Annotated in this window: 20 protein-coding genes and 1 riboswitch; of the genes, 19 read left to right on the forward strand and 1 reads right to left on the reverse strand. The window is 37.8% G+C overall.

Going from position 1 to position 19,395, the window contains the following annotated elements:
- Positions 1-50 precede the first annotated feature (50 nt).
- Positions 51-170: riboswitch (FMN riboswitch) on the forward strand.
- 116 nt (positions 171-286) lie between these two features.
- The 13 genes from H5R88_RS05295 (at position 287) to H5R88_RS05355 (ending at position 14,183) form a co-directional block, all read left to right on the forward strand.
- The gene (locus tag H5R88_RS05295) at positions 287-865 is read left to right on the forward strand and encodes an ECF transporter S component (protein WP_231795062.1); all 579 of its coding nucleotides are present in this window, start codon (positions 287-289) and stop codon (positions 863-865) included.
- A gap of 103 nt (positions 866-968) precedes the next feature.
- Positions 969-1,994 (forward strand): helix-turn-helix domain-containing protein, encoded by a 1,026-nt coding sequence (locus tag H5R88_RS05300; RefSeq protein ID WP_182600419.1) that lies wholly within the window; start codon positions 969-971, stop codon positions 1,992-1,994.
- A complete protein-coding gene (locus tag H5R88_RS05305; RefSeq protein WP_182600420.1) occupies positions 1,984-3,423 on the forward strand; it encodes a RecQ family ATP-dependent DNA helicase in 1,440 nt (479 codons plus the stop codon). The genes H5R88_RS05300 and H5R88_RS05305 overlap by 11 nt, the downstream gene beginning before the upstream one ends.
- An 84-nt stretch (positions 3,424-3,507) precedes the next feature.
- Positions 3,508-4,077 (forward strand): LysM domain-containing protein, encoded by a 570-nt coding sequence (locus tag H5R88_RS05310; protein WP_182579061.1) that lies wholly within the window; start codon positions 3,508-3,510, stop codon positions 4,075-4,077.
- 72 nt (positions 4,078-4,149) lie between these two features.
- Entirely contained in the window at positions 4,150-4,836 is a 687-nt protein-coding gene (cmk, locus tag H5R88_RS05315) for a (d)CMP kinase (protein WP_182600421.1), read from the forward strand.
- A gap of 72 nt (positions 4,837-4,908) precedes the next feature.
- Positions 4,909-6,159 (forward strand): 30S ribosomal protein S1, encoded by a 1,251-nt coding sequence (gene rpsA / locus H5R88_RS05320; protein WP_182579063.1) that lies wholly within the window; start codon positions 4,909-4,911, stop codon positions 6,157-6,159.
- 91 nt (positions 6,160-6,250) lie between these two features.
- Positions 6,251-7,564 (forward strand): ribosome biogenesis GTPase Der, encoded by a 1,314-nt coding sequence (der, locus tag H5R88_RS05325; protein WP_182600422.1) that lies wholly within the window; start codon positions 6,251-6,253, stop codon positions 7,562-7,564.
- Between the two features lie 209 nt (positions 7,565-7,773).
- Entirely contained in the window at positions 7,774-8,049 is a 276-nt protein-coding gene (gene hbs, locus H5R88_RS05330; protein WP_003666054.1) for a non-specific DNA-binding protein Hbs, read from the forward strand.
- A 134-nt stretch (positions 8,050-8,183) separates the two neighbouring features.
- The gene (locus H5R88_RS05335; RefSeq protein WP_182600423.1) at positions 8,184-9,449 is read left to right on the forward strand and encodes a tetratricopeptide repeat protein; all 1,266 of its coding nucleotides are present in this window, start codon (positions 8,184-8,186) and stop codon (positions 9,447-9,449) included.
- A 125-nt stretch (positions 9,450-9,574) separates the two neighbouring features.
- The gene (locus H5R88_RS05340; protein ID WP_182600424.1) at positions 9,575-10,786 is read left to right on the forward strand and encodes a CCA tRNA nucleotidyltransferase; all 1,212 of its coding nucleotides are present in this window, start codon (positions 9,575-9,577) and stop codon (positions 10,784-10,786) included.
- 1 nt (position 10,787) lies between these two features.
- Entirely contained in the window at positions 10,788-12,698 is a 1,911-nt protein-coding gene (locus H5R88_RS05345; protein WP_182600425.1) for an ABC-F family ATP-binding cassette domain-containing protein, read from the forward strand.
- 18 nt (positions 12,699-12,716) lie between these two features.
- On the forward strand, positions 12,717-13,679 hold the full coding sequence (locus tag H5R88_RS05350; RefSeq protein ID WP_182579068.1) for a thymidylate synthase: 963 nt from the start codon (positions 12,717-12,719) through the stop codon (positions 13,677-13,679).
- Between the two features lie 15 nt (positions 13,680-13,694).
- Positions 13,695-14,183, forward strand: a complete 489-nt coding sequence (locus H5R88_RS05355; RefSeq protein WP_182600426.1) for a dihydrofolate reductase — start codon at positions 13,695-13,697, stop codon at positions 14,181-14,183.
- On the opposite strand, the gene trhA is transcribed toward H5R88_RS05355, so the two are convergent.
- Positions 14,172-14,816, reverse strand: a complete 645-nt coding sequence (gene trhA, locus H5R88_RS05360) for a PAQR family membrane homeostasis protein TrhA (RefSeq protein ID WP_182600427.1) — start codon at positions 14,814-14,816, stop codon at positions 14,172-14,174. The two genes, H5R88_RS05355 and trhA, sit on opposite strands and share 12 nt — an antisense overlap.
- A gap of 178 nt (positions 14,817-14,994) precedes the next feature.
- On the opposite strand from trhA, the gene fakB reads away from it, so the two are divergent.
- The 6 genes from fakB (at position 14,995) to rnhB (ending at position 19,358) form a co-directional block, all read left to right on the forward strand.
- A complete protein-coding gene (fakB, locus tag H5R88_RS05365) occupies positions 14,995-15,837 on the forward strand; it encodes a fatty acid kinase binding subunit FakB (protein ID WP_182579071.1) in 843 nt (280 codons plus the stop codon).
- 91 nt (positions 15,838-15,928) lie between these two features.
- Positions 15,929-16,855 carry an SGNH/GDSL hydrolase family protein gene (locus H5R88_RS05370; RefSeq protein ID WP_182579072.1) on the forward strand — a complete coding sequence of 309 codons (927 nt, stop codon included), beginning with the start codon at positions 15,929-15,931 and terminating at the stop codon, positions 16,853-16,855.
- Positions 16,856-16,857: 2 nt separating this feature from the next.
- Positions 16,858-17,460: a YpmS family protein gene (locus H5R88_RS05375; RefSeq protein WP_182600428.1), complete on the forward strand. Its 603-nt coding sequence runs from the start codon at positions 16,858-16,860 to the stop codon at positions 17,458-17,460.
- A 19-nt stretch (positions 17,461-17,479) separates the two neighbouring features.
- Positions 17,480-17,701 carry a YozE family protein gene (locus H5R88_RS05380; protein ID WP_182600429.1) on the forward strand — a complete coding sequence of 74 codons (222 nt, stop codon included), beginning with the start codon at positions 17,480-17,482 and terminating at the stop codon, positions 17,699-17,701.
- A gap of 21 nt (positions 17,702-17,722) precedes the next feature.
- Positions 17,723-18,595 carry a ribosome biogenesis GTPase YlqF gene (ylqF, locus tag H5R88_RS05385; RefSeq protein ID WP_182579075.1) on the forward strand — a complete coding sequence of 291 codons (873 nt, stop codon included), beginning with the start codon at positions 17,723-17,725 and terminating at the stop codon, positions 18,593-18,595.
- On the forward strand, positions 18,588-19,358 hold the full coding sequence (rnhB, locus tag H5R88_RS05390) for a ribonuclease HII (RefSeq protein WP_182579076.1): 771 nt from the start codon (positions 18,588-18,590) through the stop codon (positions 19,356-19,358). Before ylqF ends, rnhB begins: the two co-directional genes overlap by 8 nt.
- Positions 19,359-19,395 lie beyond the last annotated feature (37 nt).

The following is a 19,395-nucleotide window of genomic DNA, read 5'->3' on the forward strand; positions in this document are numbered from 1 at the left end:
TGACATGTCGGTAGAAGCCTATTAAAATAAGGTTCATAAAATTGAAAATCGTTTGTCTTCAAGGCGTGGTGTAATTCCCGACCGGCGGTGACAGCCCGCAACCCATTGTTAATGGTTGATCTGGTGTAATTCCAGAGCCGACAGTATAGTCTGGTATAAAGAAGATTTCTGTGTTAAATAATCTTTGAGTAGTTTATTTGCGTTGCTGACAAACAAATAGTAAGTTGGCAACGCTTTTTAATACAGGATGCCAAATGGAGACAATCTCAGATGGAGGTTGTTATTTATGACAGTAACGCATCAACGTATTCAGCGATTAGTAGGAATAGCATGTTTGGGCGCGCTAGCATTTATTTTAATGTTTTTTGAGTTTCCTGTTTTACCAATGGCTCCTTACCTAAAACTTGATTTTTCTGATATTCCAGTTTTACTAGGAGGCTATATTTATGGGCCAGTGGGAGGAATTGTTATTGCAGCAATTAAGTGCTTAATTCACGGAATGATTCACGGCTTTTCTCCAGCTGAATTAATTGGAGTTACTAGTGACTTTATTTCATCACTAACTCTTCTTCTTCCATTTTGCTGGGTATGGCGTCATCATAACTGGAGTAAGAGAAAACAGGCGATTACGGGAATTATTTTAGGAACCGTAACTTTGACGGTCGTAATGTCCCTGCTTAATTTGTGGATTCTAACGCCTCTATATATGGCAGTTTGGAACTGGAAATCGACATTACCAGTCTCCCAGTTAGTAACGATCGGCGTGTTGCCTTTTAACCTTATTAAGGGTTTGGTTGTTACAATTGTATATATAGTTATCGTAGGCCGGTTACGTCCATGGCTAGACCAGCATAGAATGATTTAAAAAGATAAATTAATTAAGGGGCTGAGGTTTTCTTGGCCTTTTATTTTTTATGGTAGAATTTTTAAATAAATTACGTATATAAATATATAGGGAGGTGAGATAGGTGAATAAATTGTTGCGCTTTTTTAGCTATCACCAGCCACGGAGAATTCGTGTAATTGAGAACACGCTTCGGAGTCGGCGCACGGTTGCAACCCTCTTTTGGGCTCGGCAGTACGGAATCTTAGAGTGGTTAGGAGCCGATCGAACAATGAATCGTCAGGAATACGATCAGCTTATTAATCAACTTGTTGCCGATAAATTATTAACTGTTGATGATCAATCCCAAGCGAGTCTTACTGAAGAGGGCGCTAAAGTTTTAAAAAACGAAGAAGTGAGTTCCTACATCCCATCATTTTATGACTGGTACTGGTTGGCCAATACCCAGCGAGTAATGCAACGACTTTTTTTAGCTATTCAAGTAGTATCAGAATTTGCTCATCATCAAAGAAAATATGTCCCATTAGCAATTCCATATAGTGAAATGGTTGCCGTAAAGCAGTGGTTTCGGCAAAACTATCATCACCATTTGATTAAGAGTCTATATACTGACCTTCACCGGTTCGGTACCGCTTTAGCAAGTGAAGATCCACGGATGACAACTGACCTTTTTAATGTCTTGATTGGTTATCAGCAATCAGGATGGACAATTAATCAAGCAGCCCAAAATTTGAAAATAAAAAACGATGATATCCAGTACTTACGTCATGATGAGATGTTAGCAGTTAGCGCTTATGCTCGTAATTTTCGTGGCCCCTTGCAACAATTGCTTCTTCCGCTGATCAATGAGAGTCCACTGAATCGGAGCGCACAAGTAACGTTTGACTTATATACTCAAGGAGTGTCAATTGGCTTGATTGCTCAAGAGCGCCGTTTAAAAGAAAATACTATTAAAGAGCACCTCTTAGAAGCGGCCATTCTTATTCCTGACAAGCTAGATTGGGATACACTTTTGCCCGAGAGTAAGCGTGATAAACTTAGTCAATGTTATAAAGGAGAACCGACCACATGGCAATTTGATGAGCAAATTGCTAGTTTTTATGAATATCGTCTATATCAAATACTTCAAGGAATAACAAATGAAAAATAAGCAAGAAATTCTAAATATTTTAAAAAATCATTTTGGCTTTGATGATTTTCGTTCAGGCCAAGAAGAGACAATTGATGCTTTACTGGAAGGAAAAGACACTTTATCGATTCTTCCCACGGGTGCCGGGAAATCTCTTTTGTATCAATTACCAGCTTATTTATTATCAGGAACAATTGTAATTGTTTCACCATTGATTTCACTAATGCAAGACCAGGTTGATCGTCTTCATCGTCAAGGAGAAAAACGAGTCATTATGTTAAGTGGCCAACTTGTCGGAAAAGAGCGGGTAAGTGTTCTTCGCAATTTAAAGGCATTTAAATTTATATTTACTTCGCCAGAAATGCTTGATAATCAGAAAGTTTTAACCGCGCTTAAGAAGAACAAGATTGCGTTAATGGTTATCGACGAGGCCCATTGTATTTCACAGTGGGGCCCTGATTTTCGCCCTGAGTATTTATTGCTTAAGGAAGTTCGCCAACACTTAGGGACACCGACAACGTTGATGTTGACGGCGACTGCTACTCCACGTATTCGCCAGGATATTTTGAAAAAAATGGGGATGGCGACTGCTTATCAGGTAATTAAATCTGTTGATCGTCCTAACATTTTTTTAGCTGTTCAGTCCATAGCCACTCAAAAGGAAAAAGATGGTGAACTACTAAAACTAGTTCAAAAGTTTACAGGTCCTGGGATTATTTACTTTGCAAGTCGCAAGCAGGCTTCTCAAATGGCAAAATGGCTTGAAAGTCAAACCAACTTAAACGTGGCAGCCTATCATGCCGGCGTTACGCCAATTGAAAGATTTCGAATCCAAAACCAGTTTATGAATAATGAATTACAAGTGATTTGTGCAACGAGTGCTTTTGGTATGGGAATTGATAAAAATGATATTCGTTATGTCATTCATTATCATTTGCCAAGTAATTTAGAAAATTATTTACAGGAAATTGGCCGGGCCGGTCGTGATGGTAAGCAGAGTTTGGCAGTTCTTCTATATGCAAATGGCGACGAAATGATTCAACGACAATTAACAGGCATTGATGTTCCACCAATTACAATCTTAGAGCAGATTAAGGATGGGAAGTTGTCAGCAAGTATTTTGGGAGATCAAGCATCTTTATTTGAGTTTTATCTTGAACATTCTTTTACACCCCAGCAAATAATTACAATGTTTGAGCGACGTAAAATTCAAACAGAAAAAGAGTTACAGGAAATGGTTGCTTATATCAAAGAAGATGGCTGTAAACGTGAATATCTTTTAAAATACTTTGGTGAGCAATTTGATGGTTCAAATGAGTTTTGTTGTGATTATGAGTTTCCAGATTGGTCAACTAAACTGATTTTGCCGGTCAGTCAGTTAATTTCTGAAAACACCAAAAGGGAATGGGAAGACCACTTGAAGGCCCTATTAAATATTACCGAAAATTAAAGTTTAGCGTTGTTGCTAGACAATCATCAAAAGTTTGCGATACAATCAGAATGTTAATTCTCAAAATAAGGAGGCATGATTACTTTGAGTGAGGAACGGAAAGAGAGCCGACGGGCTAATGATGAATTATGGGATAAAAAATTTACAGATAACGAAGACCTTGATAGTGACGGCCATTTGTCACGAACAGAACATCGTAAGCAACGATCCCATAATTCAATGATTACTACGATCTTAATCGTGTTAATTATTATTCTTGCTGCTACACCACTTATTTATTGGATTAATAATAAACAGTCCTTTAATCATCCGGTAAAGACTGAACAAGTAGCTACCAGTTCTGAAAACAGTAAAAAAAAAGAGTCTCACAGTTCGAGTACCTCTAGTGAGCACTCAAAGAAGGAATCTAGTGTAAGCAGTAGTAAATCCTCTTCTTCAAGTATTGAAGAATCAAGTTCGATGCAAACCAGCCAAAGTTACAGTGCTCCGCAAAGCAGTAGTAGCTATTATCGGTATAGTAGTAGTTATCGTTACGGTAATGGGTATCAAAACCGGACTACTGCTAATCGCTATAGTAGCTATCAACAGCGTTATAATAATAACCAAACCTATAATCGCTATAATAATACAGAAAACACAAATCGTTATCGTTAAAATAGAGTATCGGCAGTAATTTTCTGGTAAAGTAGTGTATTGAATTAAAAATAGAGGAGTGAATAACTAATAATGTGTAAGAGATTGCAAGTAGCAATTGATGGTCCGGCCTCAGCAGGAAAGAGTACGGTAGCCAAATTAGTAGCAAAAAAATTTAATTATATTTATTGTGATACCGGTGCAATGTACCGGGCAGTTACATTAGAAGCATTAAATAAGGATATTGACCCTAGAGATGATGAAAGGGTTGCTGAAATTGCTCGGCAAATAAAAATTGATTTTGAACCCGGTAAAACCGAACAAAGAGTTTTCTTAGATGGTAAGGAAGTGACTCATGACATCCGGTTGCCGAAAGTAGCGGCAAATGTATCTGCTGTGGCGGCAATTCCAGCTGTTCGCGAAGAGATGACTAAGCAACAGCGGAAAATTGCTGAAAATGGTGGAATTGTGATGGATGGACGGGATATTGGTACAACTGTTTTGCCACAAGCACCAGTAAAAGTATTCATGGTAGCGAGTGCTTATGAACGGGCGCGACGACGATATGCTGAAAACCAAGCAAAGAGGATTAATACAGCGTCGCTTGAAGAATTACAAAAAGCAATTGAATTAAGGGATAAAAAAGATTCAACGCGAAAAGTTTCACCTCTTACACAAGCGCCCGATGCAATCAAATTGGATACAACAAATATGACAATTGATGAAGTTGTAAACGAAATCAGTAAAATAATTAAAAAAACACAAGATGAATTAGCCTAAATACTGGAAATGTGAAATAAATTTTAGTAAAATATAATTTAGAGTTGATTGTTGCAAGGAGGATTTTTTTTAATGGCTGAAAACAACGAAAATAAAAACGATATGTTAGAAGCACTTGATAGCATTGAACAAGTTAAGGTGGGCGATGTTGTCAAGGGTGAAGTTTTGGCAATCGATGACGATCGTCAAGCTATCGTTGGTATTAAAGATGCAGGGGTTGAAGGTGTCGTCCCTGCTAAGGAATTATCAACCAAGCCAGTTGAAGACATCAATGATGCTGTAAAAGTAGGTGACGAATTAGAATTAGTTGTCATTTCTAAAATCGGTAACGATAAGGAAAATGGTAGCTACCTTCTTTCTCACCGTCGTCTTGAAGCCCGTAAGGTATGGGATGACATTCAAAAGAAATTTGATGAAGGTGAACACATTACCGCCAAAGTCACCCAAGCCGTTAAGGGTGGATTAGTCGTTGATGCTGGAGTTCGTGGCTTCGTCCCTGCTTCAATGATTACTGATCACTATGTTGAAGACCTTAATCAATTTAAGGGTCAAGAACTTGAATTTAAGATTGTTGAAATCGAACCAAGCGAAAACCGTTTGATTCTTTCACACAAGGAAATTATTCAAGCTCAACACGAAAAGGCTGCTGAAAAGGTATTTGCTGAATTACAACCAGGCGATGTTGTTGAAGGTAAAGTTGCACGAATGACTAATTTTGGTGCATTTATTGACCTCGGCGGCGTTGATGGATTAGTTCACGTTTCTGAAATTTCATACGATCACGTTGACAAACCTTCTGATGTATTGACTGCTGGTCAAGATGTTAAGGTTAAGGTATTGAGTGTGGATCCTGAACGTGAACGAATTTCATTATCCATTAAGCAAACTTTACCAGGACCATGGGATGATATTGAAGATAAGGCTCCAGTAGACAGTGTATTAACTGGTACTGTTAAGCGTTTAACTAGCTTTGGTGCTTTCGTTGAAGTATTCCCTGGTGTTGAAGGTTTAGTTCACATTTCACAAATCTCACATAAGCATATTGCTACACCTGCAGATGTTCTTAAGCCAGGTCAAGAAGTTCAAGTTAAGGTAATCAATGTTGATCCTGAGCATCAACGTCTTGGCTTATCAATGAAGGCTCTTGAAGAACGTCCAAAGGAAGACGAAAACAACAATAACAATGGTGAAAACTACCGTGGTCGTCGTCGTTCACGTCGTAACAATAATAACCGGAGCTTCATGAACAATGCTCCAGAAGAAGAAAGTGGCTTCTCAATGGGTGACTTAATTGGTGACAAGCTTAAGGACCTACGGAACTAGTTTCTTAAATTAATTATCTTTTAAGGGGGAAGTGACATGATTGTTACTTCCTCTTTAATCATTTAAAATAAAATGAAAGAAGGTGGAAAGATTGGCAAATCCAATCGTGGCAGTTGTTGGTCGTCCAAACGTTGGAAAATCAACATTATTCAATCGTATTGCAGGAGAACGAATTTCAATTGTGGAAGACACTCCTGGTGTTACTCGAGATCGTATTTATGCTCATGCTGAATGGTTAGGAAAACATTTTAGCATGATTGATACTGGTGGGATTGAAATATCAGATCAACCATTATTAACACAAATTCGTCAACAAGCAGAAGTTGCTATTGATGAAGCGGATGTAATAATCTTTGTTGTCGATGTAGAAAATGGAGTGACTGATGCTGATGAACAAGTAGCACGAATTTTATATCGCTCTAATAAACCAGTGGTTCTAGCTGTTAATAAAGTCGATAATCCAGAACGGCGTAGTGATGTTTATGATTATTATTCCCTTGGTTTAGGTGAGCCGTATGCAGTTTCAAGTGTTCACGGTATTGGAATGGGTGACCTTTTGGATGCTGTTATTAAAGAGTTTCCTGAGAACGCCGCTAATGATGAAGATGACTCTATTCACTTTAGCTTTATAGGACGTCCTAATGTAGGTAAATCATCACTAGTTAATGCAATTTTAGGTGAGAACCGAGTAATTGTATCTAACGTTGCAGGAACCACTCGTGATGCCATTAATACTCAATTTGAAACAGCAGATGGACAAAAATTTACAATGGTTGATACTGCTGGAATCCGTAAAAAAGGAAAAATTTACGAAAATACAGAGCGTTATTCATTAATGCGTTCTATGCGAGCAATTGATGATAGTGATGTTGTACTTGTTGTCCTAAATGCAGAAGAAGGTATTCGCGAATTAGATAAGCATATTGCTGGATATGCCCACGAAGCAGGATGTGGGGTTATTATCGTTGTCAATAAGTGGGATACATTAAAAGAAAAAGACCACCGAACGATGACTGACTTCACCAATTTGATTCGGCAAGAATTTCAGTATCTCAGTTATGCACCAATTGTTTTCGTTTCAGCAAAGACAAAGCAACGATTAAATCAATTACCTGGATTAATCGAAGAAGTATATCAACATCATCGTCAACGGATTCAATCGGCCGTCTTAAATGATGTTTTAATGGATGCAATTGCTGCCAATCCGACTCCAACACAAAATGGTCGGCGTTTACGAGTATACTATGGGACACAGGTTGTAACTGAGCCACCAACGTTTGTTATCTTTGTTAATGATCCAGAGTTAATGCATTTTTCCTATGAGCGTTATTTGGAAAACCAAATTCGGAAGGCTTTTGACTTTTCTGGTACCCCGATTCATTTAATCAAACGCCAACGACAGTAAAAGTTAAAGAATTCATTGTAAAATGAAAAAACATTAAAAATGCGGATAGAAGTTGTGAAAACCGCTTGTCAGCAGGCTTTCACTATGCTAATCTTAACAATGAAATGATACGAACTTCTCGTAGTTATTTCGTTAATTTTGGACCACTCAAAATTAACATTCACAGACGTGAGTTTAACACTCTCGTTATTTGTGGGAGGTGAAACAACATGGCAAACAAAGCAGAATTAGTAAGCAATGTTGCTACTGCAACTGGCTTAACCAAGAAGGATGCTACTGCAGCTGTAGATGCTGTTTTCAGTTCAATTCAAGCATCTTTAGCTAAGGGTGAAAAGGTTCAATTGATTGGCTTCGGTAACTTCGAAGTACGTCAACGTGCTGCACGTAAGGGCCGCAACCCACAAACTGGAGAAGAAATCAACATTCCTGCAAGCAAGGTACCAGCATTCAAGCCTGGTAAAGCTTTAAAGGACGCTGTTAAGTAATTAACAGTTAAATGTTAGGAGAGACTAGGAAAGAATTTGTTCTTCCCAGTCTCTTTTCTTTTTAAAGTCGTGTTCAATGCTTAAAATCATCGATTGTGATATATTTAAAAGTGATAGTAAAAGGAGGGCATAATATGACCTACTCAGAACAAATGCTTGATCAATTAGAAGCAGGGAAGTTAAAAGAAGCCCAAAACTCATTTAAACTTGCACTGATTAATGATGATGATGATATGTTATTTAGCCTTGCTGAAGAATTATATGCATTGGGTTTTCTTCAACAAGCACGGACGATTTACTTAAAATTATTAGATCGTTATCCAGATGAAGATGAATTAAAGACTAACTTAGCGACGATTGCGATTGATGAGGGACATAATGACGAAGCTTTATCCTACTTGGCCCAGATTAATCCGAACTCGCCGGCTTATGTTCAATCATTACTGGTTGCGGCTGATTTATATCAAACTGAGGAAGAATTTGAAGTAACGGAGGACAAGTTAAAAGAAGCTTATGCATTGGCTCCAGATGAACCGGCTGTTGAATTTGCACTCGGTGAATTTTATTTTATGGTTGGTCAATATTCTGAAGCAATCCAATATTACTTCCAACTAATTAAAAATGGGTATACTGACTTTGCGAAAGTTGATATTGCTGGACGTCTAGGTATCTGTTACGCTCAGAGCGGTCAATTTAAGAAGGCTTTAGGATACTTCGATCAGGTTAAACCGGAATACCAGACTAGTGATATTCGTTTCCAAAAGGGATTGACCCAACTCCAATTAGGAGATACTGAAAAGGCAATAAAAACTTTAGAGGATCTTATCAATGATGATAACCAATATGCATCTGCTTATCCTGAACTAGCAAAGGCGTATGAAAAGGAAAATAAGTATCAGCAAGCATTACGAGTTGTTCAAGAAGGGCTCAGTGTTGATCAATATAATGAATACCTTTATTCACTAGCGGCTGAAATTACCAGTCACCTTGGCGATCAAAAGTTAATGAAGAAATACTTGGTAAAGGCGCATGAACTTGATCCAGAGAATATGACGATCACTTTGCAATATAGTAATTTCTTGCTTCACCAACACGATGATGAGGCAAATATTAAGCTTTTAAGTCCATTGGTAAAAGAAGATGAAACTGATCCACAATTATATTGGAATCTAGCACGGTCATATCAACGAACTGATCAGCTTGAATTAGCCGGAAAATATTATGAAGCTGCTTTACCGGCTTATAGTGAAAATCCAACATTCTTAAAAGAACTAATTAATTACTACCGCGAAACTGGTGAAACTGATAAGTTAATGGATGAATTGGAACACTATCTCCGGTTAGTTCCAACAGACACTGAAATGCAAGATCTCTATGACCAATATGAAGATTACAAATAATTTTTAATTTAAATGAGACAGGAAACGTTAACGATTTTAACCGTTCTTTACGCTTCCCGTCTCTTTTTAGTAGTAAATTAATTTGTTATAATCAACTTTGATTATCAAAATGAGGACATGATTAAATGAAAATAAAACAATTACCAGCTATATTTGAACCAGCACGCCCTGTCTTGCAGAAAATAGAGGACGCTGGCTATGAAGCATATTTTGTTGGCGGTTGTGTCCGTGACACTATCTTGCATGATGAGATTCATGATATAGATATAGCAACGAGTGCTTACCCTAGTGAAATAAAGACGATTTTTAACCATACCGTGGACACCGGAATTGAACATGGTACAGTTATGATTCTTGACCATGGAACTGGATATGAAACCACTACTTTTAGAACCGAGTCAGGTTACCAGGACTATCGTCGCCCTGATAAAGTGACTTTTGTTCGTTCATTAAGCGAAGATTTACAGCGTCGTGACTTCACAATTAATGCTCTCGCACTACGCGAAGATGGGGAAGTAATTGACCTGTTCAATGGATTAGAAGACCTCCAAAAACATCTTATTAAAGCGGTTGGTAACCCTAATGAACGTTTTCACGAAGACGCTTTACGGATGATGCGGGCCGTGCGTTTTGCCAGTAAACTTGATTTTGTCATTGATACTGCAACATTAAAAGGGATTAAAGAAAATGCACCATTATTAGAAAAAATTGCAGTTGAACGAATCCGAGTTGAGTTGGAAAAACTATTACTAGGTCAAAATCCAGTAGCCGGCTTAAAAGATTTTATTGCGACCGGATTATACTACTATTGTCCAGGATTGGAAAATGCCCAAGATGCTTTGTCTGCGTTGCTAATCCTTAACCAATGGCATTTGGAAAATGAGGCTCAATTGTGGTCAGTTTTAAGCTTACAACTTCAGCTTGATCAAAAAGAAATTGGTAAATTCTTAAAGAAGTGGAAGACAGCAAATGATTTAATTGCCCAGGTCAAAAAAGTAGTTCCAGCAGTCCAAGCAATTCGCCAACGTACGCTTACGCCATCGCTAATGTTTAATACCGGTGAAACAGCCCTCCATGATGCTAACCAAGTAGCTAAGTTATATGGATGGGCAATTAATGATGAAGAATTGCAAAAAGCTTATCAAAAGTTACCAATTAAAAACGCTAAAGAATTAGCAATTGATGGTCGAGTATTAATTACTAAAGCAGGCGTAAAACCGGGACCATTGATGGGGAAGATTCTTCAGCAATTAACGCTAGCAGTGGTAAATGGTGAAATAGCTAATGACGCAACCACCTTATTAAAAAAAGTAGAAGAGATAACGAAAGAGGGATAATATGCAAACAATGCGTGCAGAGGGTCTAACTAGCACATACGGTGAAAAGACCTTATTTGATAATATTTCGTTTATTATCAATGAAAATGATCGAATCGGACTGATTGGTGTTAATGGGAGTGGAAAAACAAGTCTTCTCAACGTAATTAGTGGCGAAGTAAACCCAGAAGGCGGCGGTCAGATTACTAAACCTAATGATTATACGATCGGTTATTTAAAGCAGCAGCCTGAACTTGATGAAAATAGGACAATTATGGAAGCTGTTTTTGAAGGTAAACAACCAGTCTTTGAAACAATTCGTCAATATGAGTTGGCTCTTGAACGCTTTACAAAACACCCAGAAGATCCACAGGCAATCGACCGGTACACAAAAATGCAGGCACGGATGGACCAAGAAGATGCATGGGAAGCGGATAGCCGGGTAAAAACGATTCTGACCCAATTAAAGATAAAAGATGTAAGTCAAAAAATTGCTCAACTTTCTGGAGGGCAAAAGAAACGGGTTGGGTTAGCGCAAGTCTTGATTCAACAACCAGACCTCTTATTACTCGATGAACCGACTAACCACTTAGACCTTGATTCGGTAGTTTGGCTCCAGGATTTCCTTCGCAGTTATAAGGGAGCTGTCCTTGTTGTTACCCATGATCGCTACTTCCTTGATCAAATAACGAATCATATCTGGGAACTATCTTTTGGTAAACTTTATCACTACGAGGGAAATTATCAGGACTTTGTAGCGAAAAAGGCGGAACGAGTAGAGTTAGCTAAGGATACTGAGAAAAAGAATCAACAGTTATATAAGAAAGAATTAGCCTGGATGCGGACAGGTGCAAAGGCCCGTTCTACAAAACAAAAGGGACGGATCAATCGTTTCCACGAATTAGAAGGAAAAATTGGGAACCTTAAAACTGATGAAGATATTGCTATCAATCTTGGTTCACAACGGCTAGGAAAAGATGTTATTCAATTTAAGGATGCCAACTTAAAATTTGATAATCACCAAATTCTCCATGACTTCAATTGGCTTGTTCAAGCAGGTGATCGAATTGGGATTACTGGAGAAAACGGGGCGGGTAAGACCAGCCTATTAAATGTGATTGCCCAACGTGTCCCATTAGATAGTGGTGTCCTTAAGATTGGAGAAACCGTTAAGTTAGGATATTATACTCAGCAAACAGAAGGAATTGATAATGATAAGCGGATGATCAGTTTCTTATCTGAAATTGCCGATAATGTTACTGATAAGGATGGAAATAAGCTAAGTGTTACCCAGTTATTAGAGCGCTTCTTATTTCCACGTTTTATGCACGGTACTTTGATTAGAAAACTTTCCGGGGGTGAAAAGCGACGGTTATACCTCTTGAAGATCTTAATGCAGCAGCCCAATGTCCTATTGTTAGATGAACCGACTAATGACCTTGATATTGGAACATTAACAGTTCTTGAAGATTATTTAGATAATTTTGCAGGGACCGTAATTACGGTTTCTCATGATCGCTATTTCTTAGATAAAGTGGCTGATAATTTGCTAGTCTTCAACGGAAATGGAGATATTGAGCGTTATACGGGACGGTTTACTGATTATTTAACTGCTAAAAAAGAAGCAGCAGATAAAGCTAAAGAGGTCAAAAATGATCAAAAGGCCAATGCTAAAAAGAAGATAAGTGAACAAGACTCAGCCAAAAAAGAAAAAACAAAGCTTACTTATGCTGAACAACTCGAGTGGGATCATATTGATGAAGAATTAGATGCCCTTGATCAACAGCACCAGCAATTAGAAAATGAAATGGCTGAAGCAGCAAGTGATTATACGAAAATTGCTAAGTTACAAAAGCAGTTAAATGAAATCCAAGAAAAAATTGATGAAAAGACAGCTCGTTGGGAGTATTTAAGCACATACGTTGACGAGTAAAGGGAGGGATAAATAACGATGGCAACAAATGTAAATGAAGAGCAATATTTGGACTTAATTCGTTATGTGTTAGCGAATGGACATCAAAAGAGCGATCGGACGGGGACAGGTACTAAATCTGTTTTTGGATATCAGATGCGGTTTGACCTAAACAAAGGTTTTCCTATTTTAACTACCAAGAAAGTCCCATTTGGCTTGATTAAGAGTGAATTACTATGGTTTTTACGAGGTGACACTAATATTCGTTTCTTACTTCAACATAAGAATCATATCTGGGATGAATGGGCGTTTAAAAAGTGGGTGGAAAGTGATGAATATCAAGGCCCAGACATGACGGACTTTGGTCATCGCTGGCTGAAAGATCCAGAGTTTAAGAAGCTCTATCTTCAAGAAAAGAAAGCTTTTTGTCAGCGAATTCTTGAAGATGATGATTTTGCTCAAAAATATGGTAACTTAGGACTGGTTTATGGAAGTCAGTGGCGGAAATGGAAGACAAGTCAGGGCGATACAATTGATCAAATTGCTAACGTTATCCATCAGATTAAAACTACCCCTGATTCACGGCGGATGATTGTTTCAGCTTGGAACCCAGAAGATGTTCCTTCAATGGCGCTTCCTCCATGCCATACAATGTTCCAATTTTATGTTAATGATGGAAAGCTTAGTTGTCAGCTCTATCAACGAAGCGCCGACATCTTTTTAGGTGTACCATTCAATATTGCTAGTTATGCTCTACTGACGCATATGATTGCTCATCAATGTGGCCTAAAGCCTGGTGAGTTTGTCCATACATTAGGGGATGCTCACATTTATCTGAACCATCTTGATCAAGTTAAAGAACAATTGACAAGAACACCTCATGAGGCTCCTAAATTGATTTTACCTGCCGAACCAAAACCAATTGATCAATATGAAATGAGTGATATTAAGTTAGAAGGTTATACTCATGAGCCTGCCATCAAGGCTCCTGTAGCAGTTTAAAAGGAGTGGTTCAAGATGAGTGAGCTAAATTTAATTTGGGCAGAAGATTTAAATGGGTGGATCGGCAAAGATAATACAATTCCGTGGCATGTTTCTGCCGATATGAAGCATTTTAAAACAAAGACTACTAATCACCCAATTATAATGGGGCGAAAAACTTTTGCCTCCCTTAGAAATAAACCATTGCCTAAGCGGGAAAATATTGTGCTTACCAGTCAGGATATAGATGTTAGAGGGGTTAAGATTGTTCATTCTTTAACAGCACTGAAAGAATATCTAAACTTAAATCCAGACGAGTATTTTGTAATCGGTGGGGCAATGATCTATCAACAATTACTCCCACTGGCGACAAAACTAACAAGAACCGTAATAAATAAACAAATTGTTGGGGACACAAAAATGCCAACGATCGATTATGATCGTTGGCACTTAGTGAATTCTAGTAATTATGAAAAAGATGATCAACTAATTTGTCGCTTTGAAGAATGGGAGCTAAACGTATAACAGAATTGAAAAGTACATTAATATCGTTCCGATGAGAACAAAAATATGCCAAATTAAATGGGTATATGCAGTTGGACGGCTATAGAAGAGGGCGCCCAGAGTAAAAGCAAGACCGCCTAGTAAAAGTAAACCAAAGCCAACTGGTCCAAGAGCACGCCAGAGAGGCATGAAGGCCACTAGACATAGCCACCCCATAAAAATGTAAATAATTGTTGAATACTTACTTTTATGTTTTAACCAAATACATTTATATACGATTCCAATAACGGATAGTCCCCAAATCACACCAAAAATTGTCCAGCCTAACCAACCGCGAATACTAACTAAACAATAGGGAGTATAAGTAGCGGCAATAAGAACAAAAATCATTGAATGATCAAGGATTTGAAAAACTCTTTTAGCCCGTGTAAAGATCAATGCATGAAATAAGGTTGACGAAAGGTAAAAAAGAATTAAAGCACTTCCGTAAATAGTAAAGGTAACAATTCTCATGGGACTACCGGTATGAATAGCTCTGATAATTAATAAGATCAAGCCGGCAATCGATAATCCTGCCCCAATTCCATGAGTAATTGCATTACCAATTTCTATTAGTAAGGTACGCCGATCTCTTGTCTCTTTTTGTGCATCCATCAAAAAACCCCTTTCAAAAGACCAATGAATTTTTAAAATATTTTTGTTATACTAAATAAATAGTAATTGGTCCTACAAATTAAGATAAAATTGAGTATAATAGTAATTAAAATGAATTATCTAGTTCTCAGTACTAGATAATTATAGCACAAATTATTCAGGAAGAGGCGTAAGTTTCATGGCAAAAATAAAAATTGTTTGTGATTCATCAGCTGGATTAACTGATGAAGAGATAAAAAAATATGACATTACAATTATACCATTAAGTGTAATGATCGATGGAACGGTATACGTTGAACGTGAGACAATTACAAACGAACAGTTCCCTGAAATGATGAAGAATGCTAAGTCACTACCAAAGACTTCACAACCACCAATTGGAAAGTTTGTAGATGCCTTTGATAAGCTCGGCGAAGATGGTAGTGAAGTATTATGCGTTACAATGATGGAATCAATTAGCGGGACTATCCATGCGGCTGAACAAGCGGCCGGAATGACAAAGACAAAAGTTACAGTATATGATTCCCAATCTACGGATCAAGTGATGGGCTTTGAAATAATTGAAGCGGCCCAAGTAATTGCAGACGGTGGTAGTGTTGAAGATGCTATTGCTAAGATGAAAGAAGTACTTAGTAAATCCGAACTATACTTAGCAATTGACAACCTTGACAATTTAGTTGCTGGTGGACGAATCAGTAAATTTGCTGGGGCTATTTCTAATCTATTAAATATTAAGGTCATGCTCCATGTGTATGATGGCCAGATTCATATTGAATCAAAAGGCCGGGGCATTAAATCAATTCATAAAGAATGGGATAAGATTTTAGATGAAATGGCTCGCGGACCAAAAGTTAAGCGAATTGGGATTTCGCATGTCGATGCTGGCAAAGAAGTAGAACGCTTATTAGCACAACTAAAAGAACTTTATCCAGATATTGATGTTACTATTCGCGAGACAGTACCAATTATTGCAACTCATACTGGAATGGGTGCTTGTTGTTTGCTATACTATACAGAATAATCTTTGATAAAAATAGGTGGAGGCTGAGAAAAATGGAAATTTTTCCCAGCCTTTATCTTCTTAAAATTTTAAAATAAAGGACTATAGATAGATGAAAAAGTGGACTAAATGGCTATTATTATCACTTTTGACTATTCTGATTATTGGTGGGGGATGGTATACCGTTAACCACTTGAGAAATTTAACAAGTAATAGTTCAAAAGTTGTTACACCAAAGTACATTGAAAAGAAGAATGTAAAGATGGTTGCTTTAGGTGACTCCCTTACTCACGGTCAGGGGGATGAAGATAATAATGGGGGGTATGTTGGGGTAATAAAGGAGAAGATCGAACATCATTACCATCAAACCAAGGTTACTACCGTAAATTACGGGGTCACAGGAGATCGATCCGACCAGATTCTTGATCGGTTAAATCAGCAAGCTCAATTGCGCAGTGATTTAAGGAGCGCGGATGTAATTACGATGACTGTTGGTGGAAATGACCTGATGCAGATCCTCGAAAAAAACGTAATGGGTTCTGAACGGCAAGTTACCAGGAGTGTTGAAAACGGTGAAAAAACTTATCAACAAAAATTGATTAAGCTATTTGATGCAGTTCGAAAGGAAAATCCCAAGGCCCCAATTTTTGTGATGAGCATTTATAATCCCTTCTATACCTATTTTCCCGATGTCACAGTCATTAACCAGTCAATTAATCAATGGAACCAAACTACGCAAGATGCGATGAATAATTATAAGTTAATGTATTTTGTGAACATTGATAAGTTGATGTCATACGGCCAATATCAGACTAAGAGTCAGCAACAACAGCTGATCAAGGAAGAAGAAAAGGCTAATCAAGGGCAGGTAAGTCAAAAGCGGGTTATTGAAATTATGAATCATAAGGATAAGAACCTTAATAAATATATTTCAACAGAGGATAATTTTCATCCTAATCATACGGGATACGTCAAAATTGCTGATCAATTGTTTAAGGTAATGCAAAAACATGATAGTTGGGAATTCACACGGAGGTAAAAATGAAAAATTCTGAAGGAAAAAAGATTAATTGGTGGAAGTGGGCCTTTTTTTGTTTAGTAGCTCTGATTGTAATTAGTTGTGGGGTTGTATTAAATAAAGTGACTGCTCCTACGCCAGCCACAACGATGAGCAAAGCTGTAAAACCGAGTGATTCATCGGTGACAGTTGAATTAAATAAAAAACAAGTAAATGCTTTAGCTGCTAACTACCTGAATCAGTTTCTAAAAGGCCAAAAAATTCGTTATGATTTTATTGTTGGTGATCAGTACGCTACGCTAACAGGGAATACTAAGTTTCTAGGGGCTAAGGTGCGATTTGCTATTAACTTTATCCCTGAACGGTTAAACAACGGAAATGTCTTGTTGCGTGCTAAGGGGCTTTCGGTTGGACGGTTAAATATTCCGATCAAATTTGTGATGGGTTACATTGCAAAGAATTATAATATTCCTAAATGGGTCACAATTAATCCACAAAAGAAGACGGTTTTATTAGATCTTAATCGTTATAGTAAGCACCGTTCTCTTAAATATTCGGCGCAGGAAATTAATATGCAAGAAGGACGGTTTAAATTTTTAATCACTGTTCCAACAAATAATAAATAAATACTTGGAGGAAATAAAAATGAGAATGAGCTTTTATCAATTTTTAATGACTCAACGAAACCCTAATAGTGCAGATGAAGTTCAACAGTTTGCAAACAATGCTTTTTTGGATAGTACTTTTCCTAAGCATTCAGAAAATTTTGATGAAATTTCACATTATTTAGAAGAAAATGCGAACTATTTACCATCAATGACAATTTATGATGAAGCGTGGCAACGGTATATTGATGCAATGAATTAGAAAAGAAAAGGAGAAAGTCAAATGGCAACAATTCAATGGTTCCCAGGACACATGGCAAAAGCATTACGACAAATTCGTGAGCAAATGCCACTAGTAGATATTTTATTTGAGCTAGTTGATGCGCGTGTCCCTTATTCGTCGCAAAATCCAGAAGTGGCACTAGCGGCAGGAGAAAAGCCAAAACTTTTAATTATGACAAAGACGGATTTGGCAGACCAGAAACGCCTAAATGAATGGATTAACTACTTCAAGCAACATAATCAACCAGTTCTTGCCCTTGATTCACGGCAAAATAACGTGGCAAAAGTTGTAACAGCTAAAAGTAAAGAGATATTGAAAGATAAATTGGCAGAAGAAAAAGCCAAGGGAATGAAAAAGAGGCCAATTCGAGCAATGTGTGTTGGAGTTCCCAATGTAGGGAAATCAACCCTTTTAAATCACTTGGTAAAAAAGAACGTAGCAGCTACAGGAAATCGTCCCGGTGTTACTACTGGGCAACAATGGCTACGGTCATCCTCGGAATTGGAATTGCTCGATACTCCTGGTGTCCTTTGGCATAAATTTGCTACTCCTAAACAAGGGATAATGTTGGCTTTAACAGGGGCAATTAAAGATAGCTTATACGCAAAGGATGATGTAGCGTTGTTTGCCCTTGATTACTTGCGGCAATATCAGCCAGAAGTGTTAAAGCAACGTTACCACTTAACTGATGCAGATCTGGATGAATCGGTTGCTAATCCGGATTTACTATTAACGATTACTGCTAAAATGGGCTTTCGTGATGATTATGATCGAGCTAGTGAACGGTTGATTTTTGACTTGCGAAAGGGAAAATTAGGACCAATCACTTTGGAAGTACCAGCTGACCTAAATGAGGATGGACTAAATGAATAAGGAAACCATTAGTCAAATTAAGGCCCGTTTACAAACTATTACAGATGCAACTGATCCTTACTTGCAAACTATTCGTGATGATTCGCGTAAGGGTGTTCAAACGGCAATTCAGCAATTTGAACACCGGCTTGCACGGCATAAGGAAGCTGAAGAGGCGTTCAAAAAGCGATTCAAATACGAAAAGTACTACTGGAAAAATGGATGTCAGTATATTGCCGGAATGGATGAAGTAGGAAGAGGACCATTGGCTGGGCCAGTGGTTACTTGTGCGGTCATCCTAAATGCAGATTTTGATCTGATAGGGGTAACAGATTCTAAACAATTAACTAGACATGAACGGGAAAATTTATATTTACGGATTGTTGATGAGGCAGTTGAGGTTAGCATCGCGGTGAATGATGCGCCAGTGATTGATCAAATGAATATTTATGCGGCTACCCAAGATGCAATGATTCGAGCAGTTAACCACCTTCGCCATCGACCAGACCATCTGATTGTTGATGCTGTCCCGTTAGCAATTGATATTCCCCAGACAACTTTAATTAAGGGGGATCAAAAGAGTATTAGTGTTGCTGCAGCTAGTATTGTCGCAAAAGAATATCGGGATCACTTAATGCGGGATTATGATTATGTTTATCCAGGATATGGCTTTGCACAAAATATGGGTTATGGAACGAAAGAACATTTAGCCGGCTTAGAAAAACTGGGGACCACTCCTATTCACCGGTGTTCTTTTAATCCCGTTCCAAAATATTTAAATTAAAAAATGCATTTTCAAAAAGCCTTCGTATATAAATATA

Source organism: Limosilactobacillus agrestis (assembly GCF_014145585.1).
GTDB lineage: Bacteria > Bacillota > Bacilli > Lactobacillales > Lactobacillaceae > Limosilactobacillus > Limosilactobacillus agrestis.

What these genes read in the sequence shown, in the direction of transcription:
- H5R88_RS05350 (WP_182579068.1), top strand. Translation starts at nt 12,717, where the DNA reads ATGGCAACAAATGTAAATGAAGAGCAATATTTGGACTTAATTCGTTAT.
- H5R88_RS05295 (WP_231795062.1), top strand. Translation starts at nt 287, where the DNA reads ATGACAGTAACGCATCAACGTATTCAGCGATTAGTAGGAATAGCATGT.
- ylqF (WP_182579075.1), top strand. Translation starts at nt 17,723, where the DNA reads ATGGCAACAATTCAATGGTTCCCAGGACACATGGCAAAAGCATTACGA.
- H5R88_RS05380 (WP_182600429.1), top strand. Translation starts at nt 17,480, where the DNA reads ATGAGAATGAGCTTTTATCAATTTTTAATGACTCAACGAAACCCTAAT.
- fakB (WP_182579071.1), top strand. Translation starts at nt 14,995, where the DNA reads ATGGCAAAAATAAAAATTGTTTGTGATTCATCAGCTGGATTAACTGAT.
- hbs (WP_003666054.1), top strand. Translation starts at nt 7,774, where the DNA reads ATGGCAAACAAAGCAGAATTAGTAAGCAATGTTGCTACTGCAACTGGC.
- rnhB (WP_182579076.1), top strand. Translation starts at nt 18,588, where the DNA reads ATGAATAAGGAAACCATTAGTCAAATTAAGGCCCGTTTACAAACTATT.
- H5R88_RS05370 (WP_182579072.1), top strand. Translation starts at nt 15,929, where the DNA reads ATGAAAAAGTGGACTAAATGGCTATTATTATCACTTTTGACTATTCTG.
- H5R88_RS05345 (WP_182600425.1), top strand. Translation starts at nt 10,788, where the DNA reads ATGCAAACAATGCGTGCAGAGGGTCTAACTAGCACATACGGTGAAAAG.
- trhA (WP_182600427.1), bottom strand. Translation starts at nt 14,816, where the DNA reads ATGGATGCACAAAAAGAGACAAGAGATCGGCGTACCTTACTAATAGAA.
- H5R88_RS05340 (WP_182600424.1), top strand. Translation starts at nt 9,575, where the DNA reads ATGAAAATAAAACAATTACCAGCTATATTTGAACCAGCACGCCCTGTC.
- cmk (WP_182600421.1), top strand. Translation starts at nt 4,150, where the DNA reads ATGTGTAAGAGATTGCAAGTAGCAATTGATGGTCCGGCCTCAGCAGGA.
- rpsA (WP_182579063.1), top strand. Translation starts at nt 4,909, where the DNA reads ATGGCTGAAAACAACGAAAATAAAAACGATATGTTAGAAGCACTTGAT.
- H5R88_RS05305 (WP_182600420.1), top strand. Translation starts at nt 1,984, where the DNA reads ATGAAAAATAAGCAAGAAATTCTAAATATTTTAAAAAATCATTTTGGC.
- H5R88_RS05335 (WP_182600423.1), top strand. Translation starts at nt 8,184, where the DNA reads ATGACCTACTCAGAACAAATGCTTGATCAATTAGAAGCAGGGAAGTTA.
- H5R88_RS05375 (WP_182600428.1), top strand. Translation starts at nt 16,858, where the DNA reads ATGAAAAATTCTGAAGGAAAAAAGATTAATTGGTGGAAGTGGGCCTTT.
- H5R88_RS05355 (WP_182600426.1), top strand. Translation starts at nt 13,695, where the DNA reads ATGAGTGAGCTAAATTTAATTTGGGCAGAAGATTTAAATGGGTGGATC.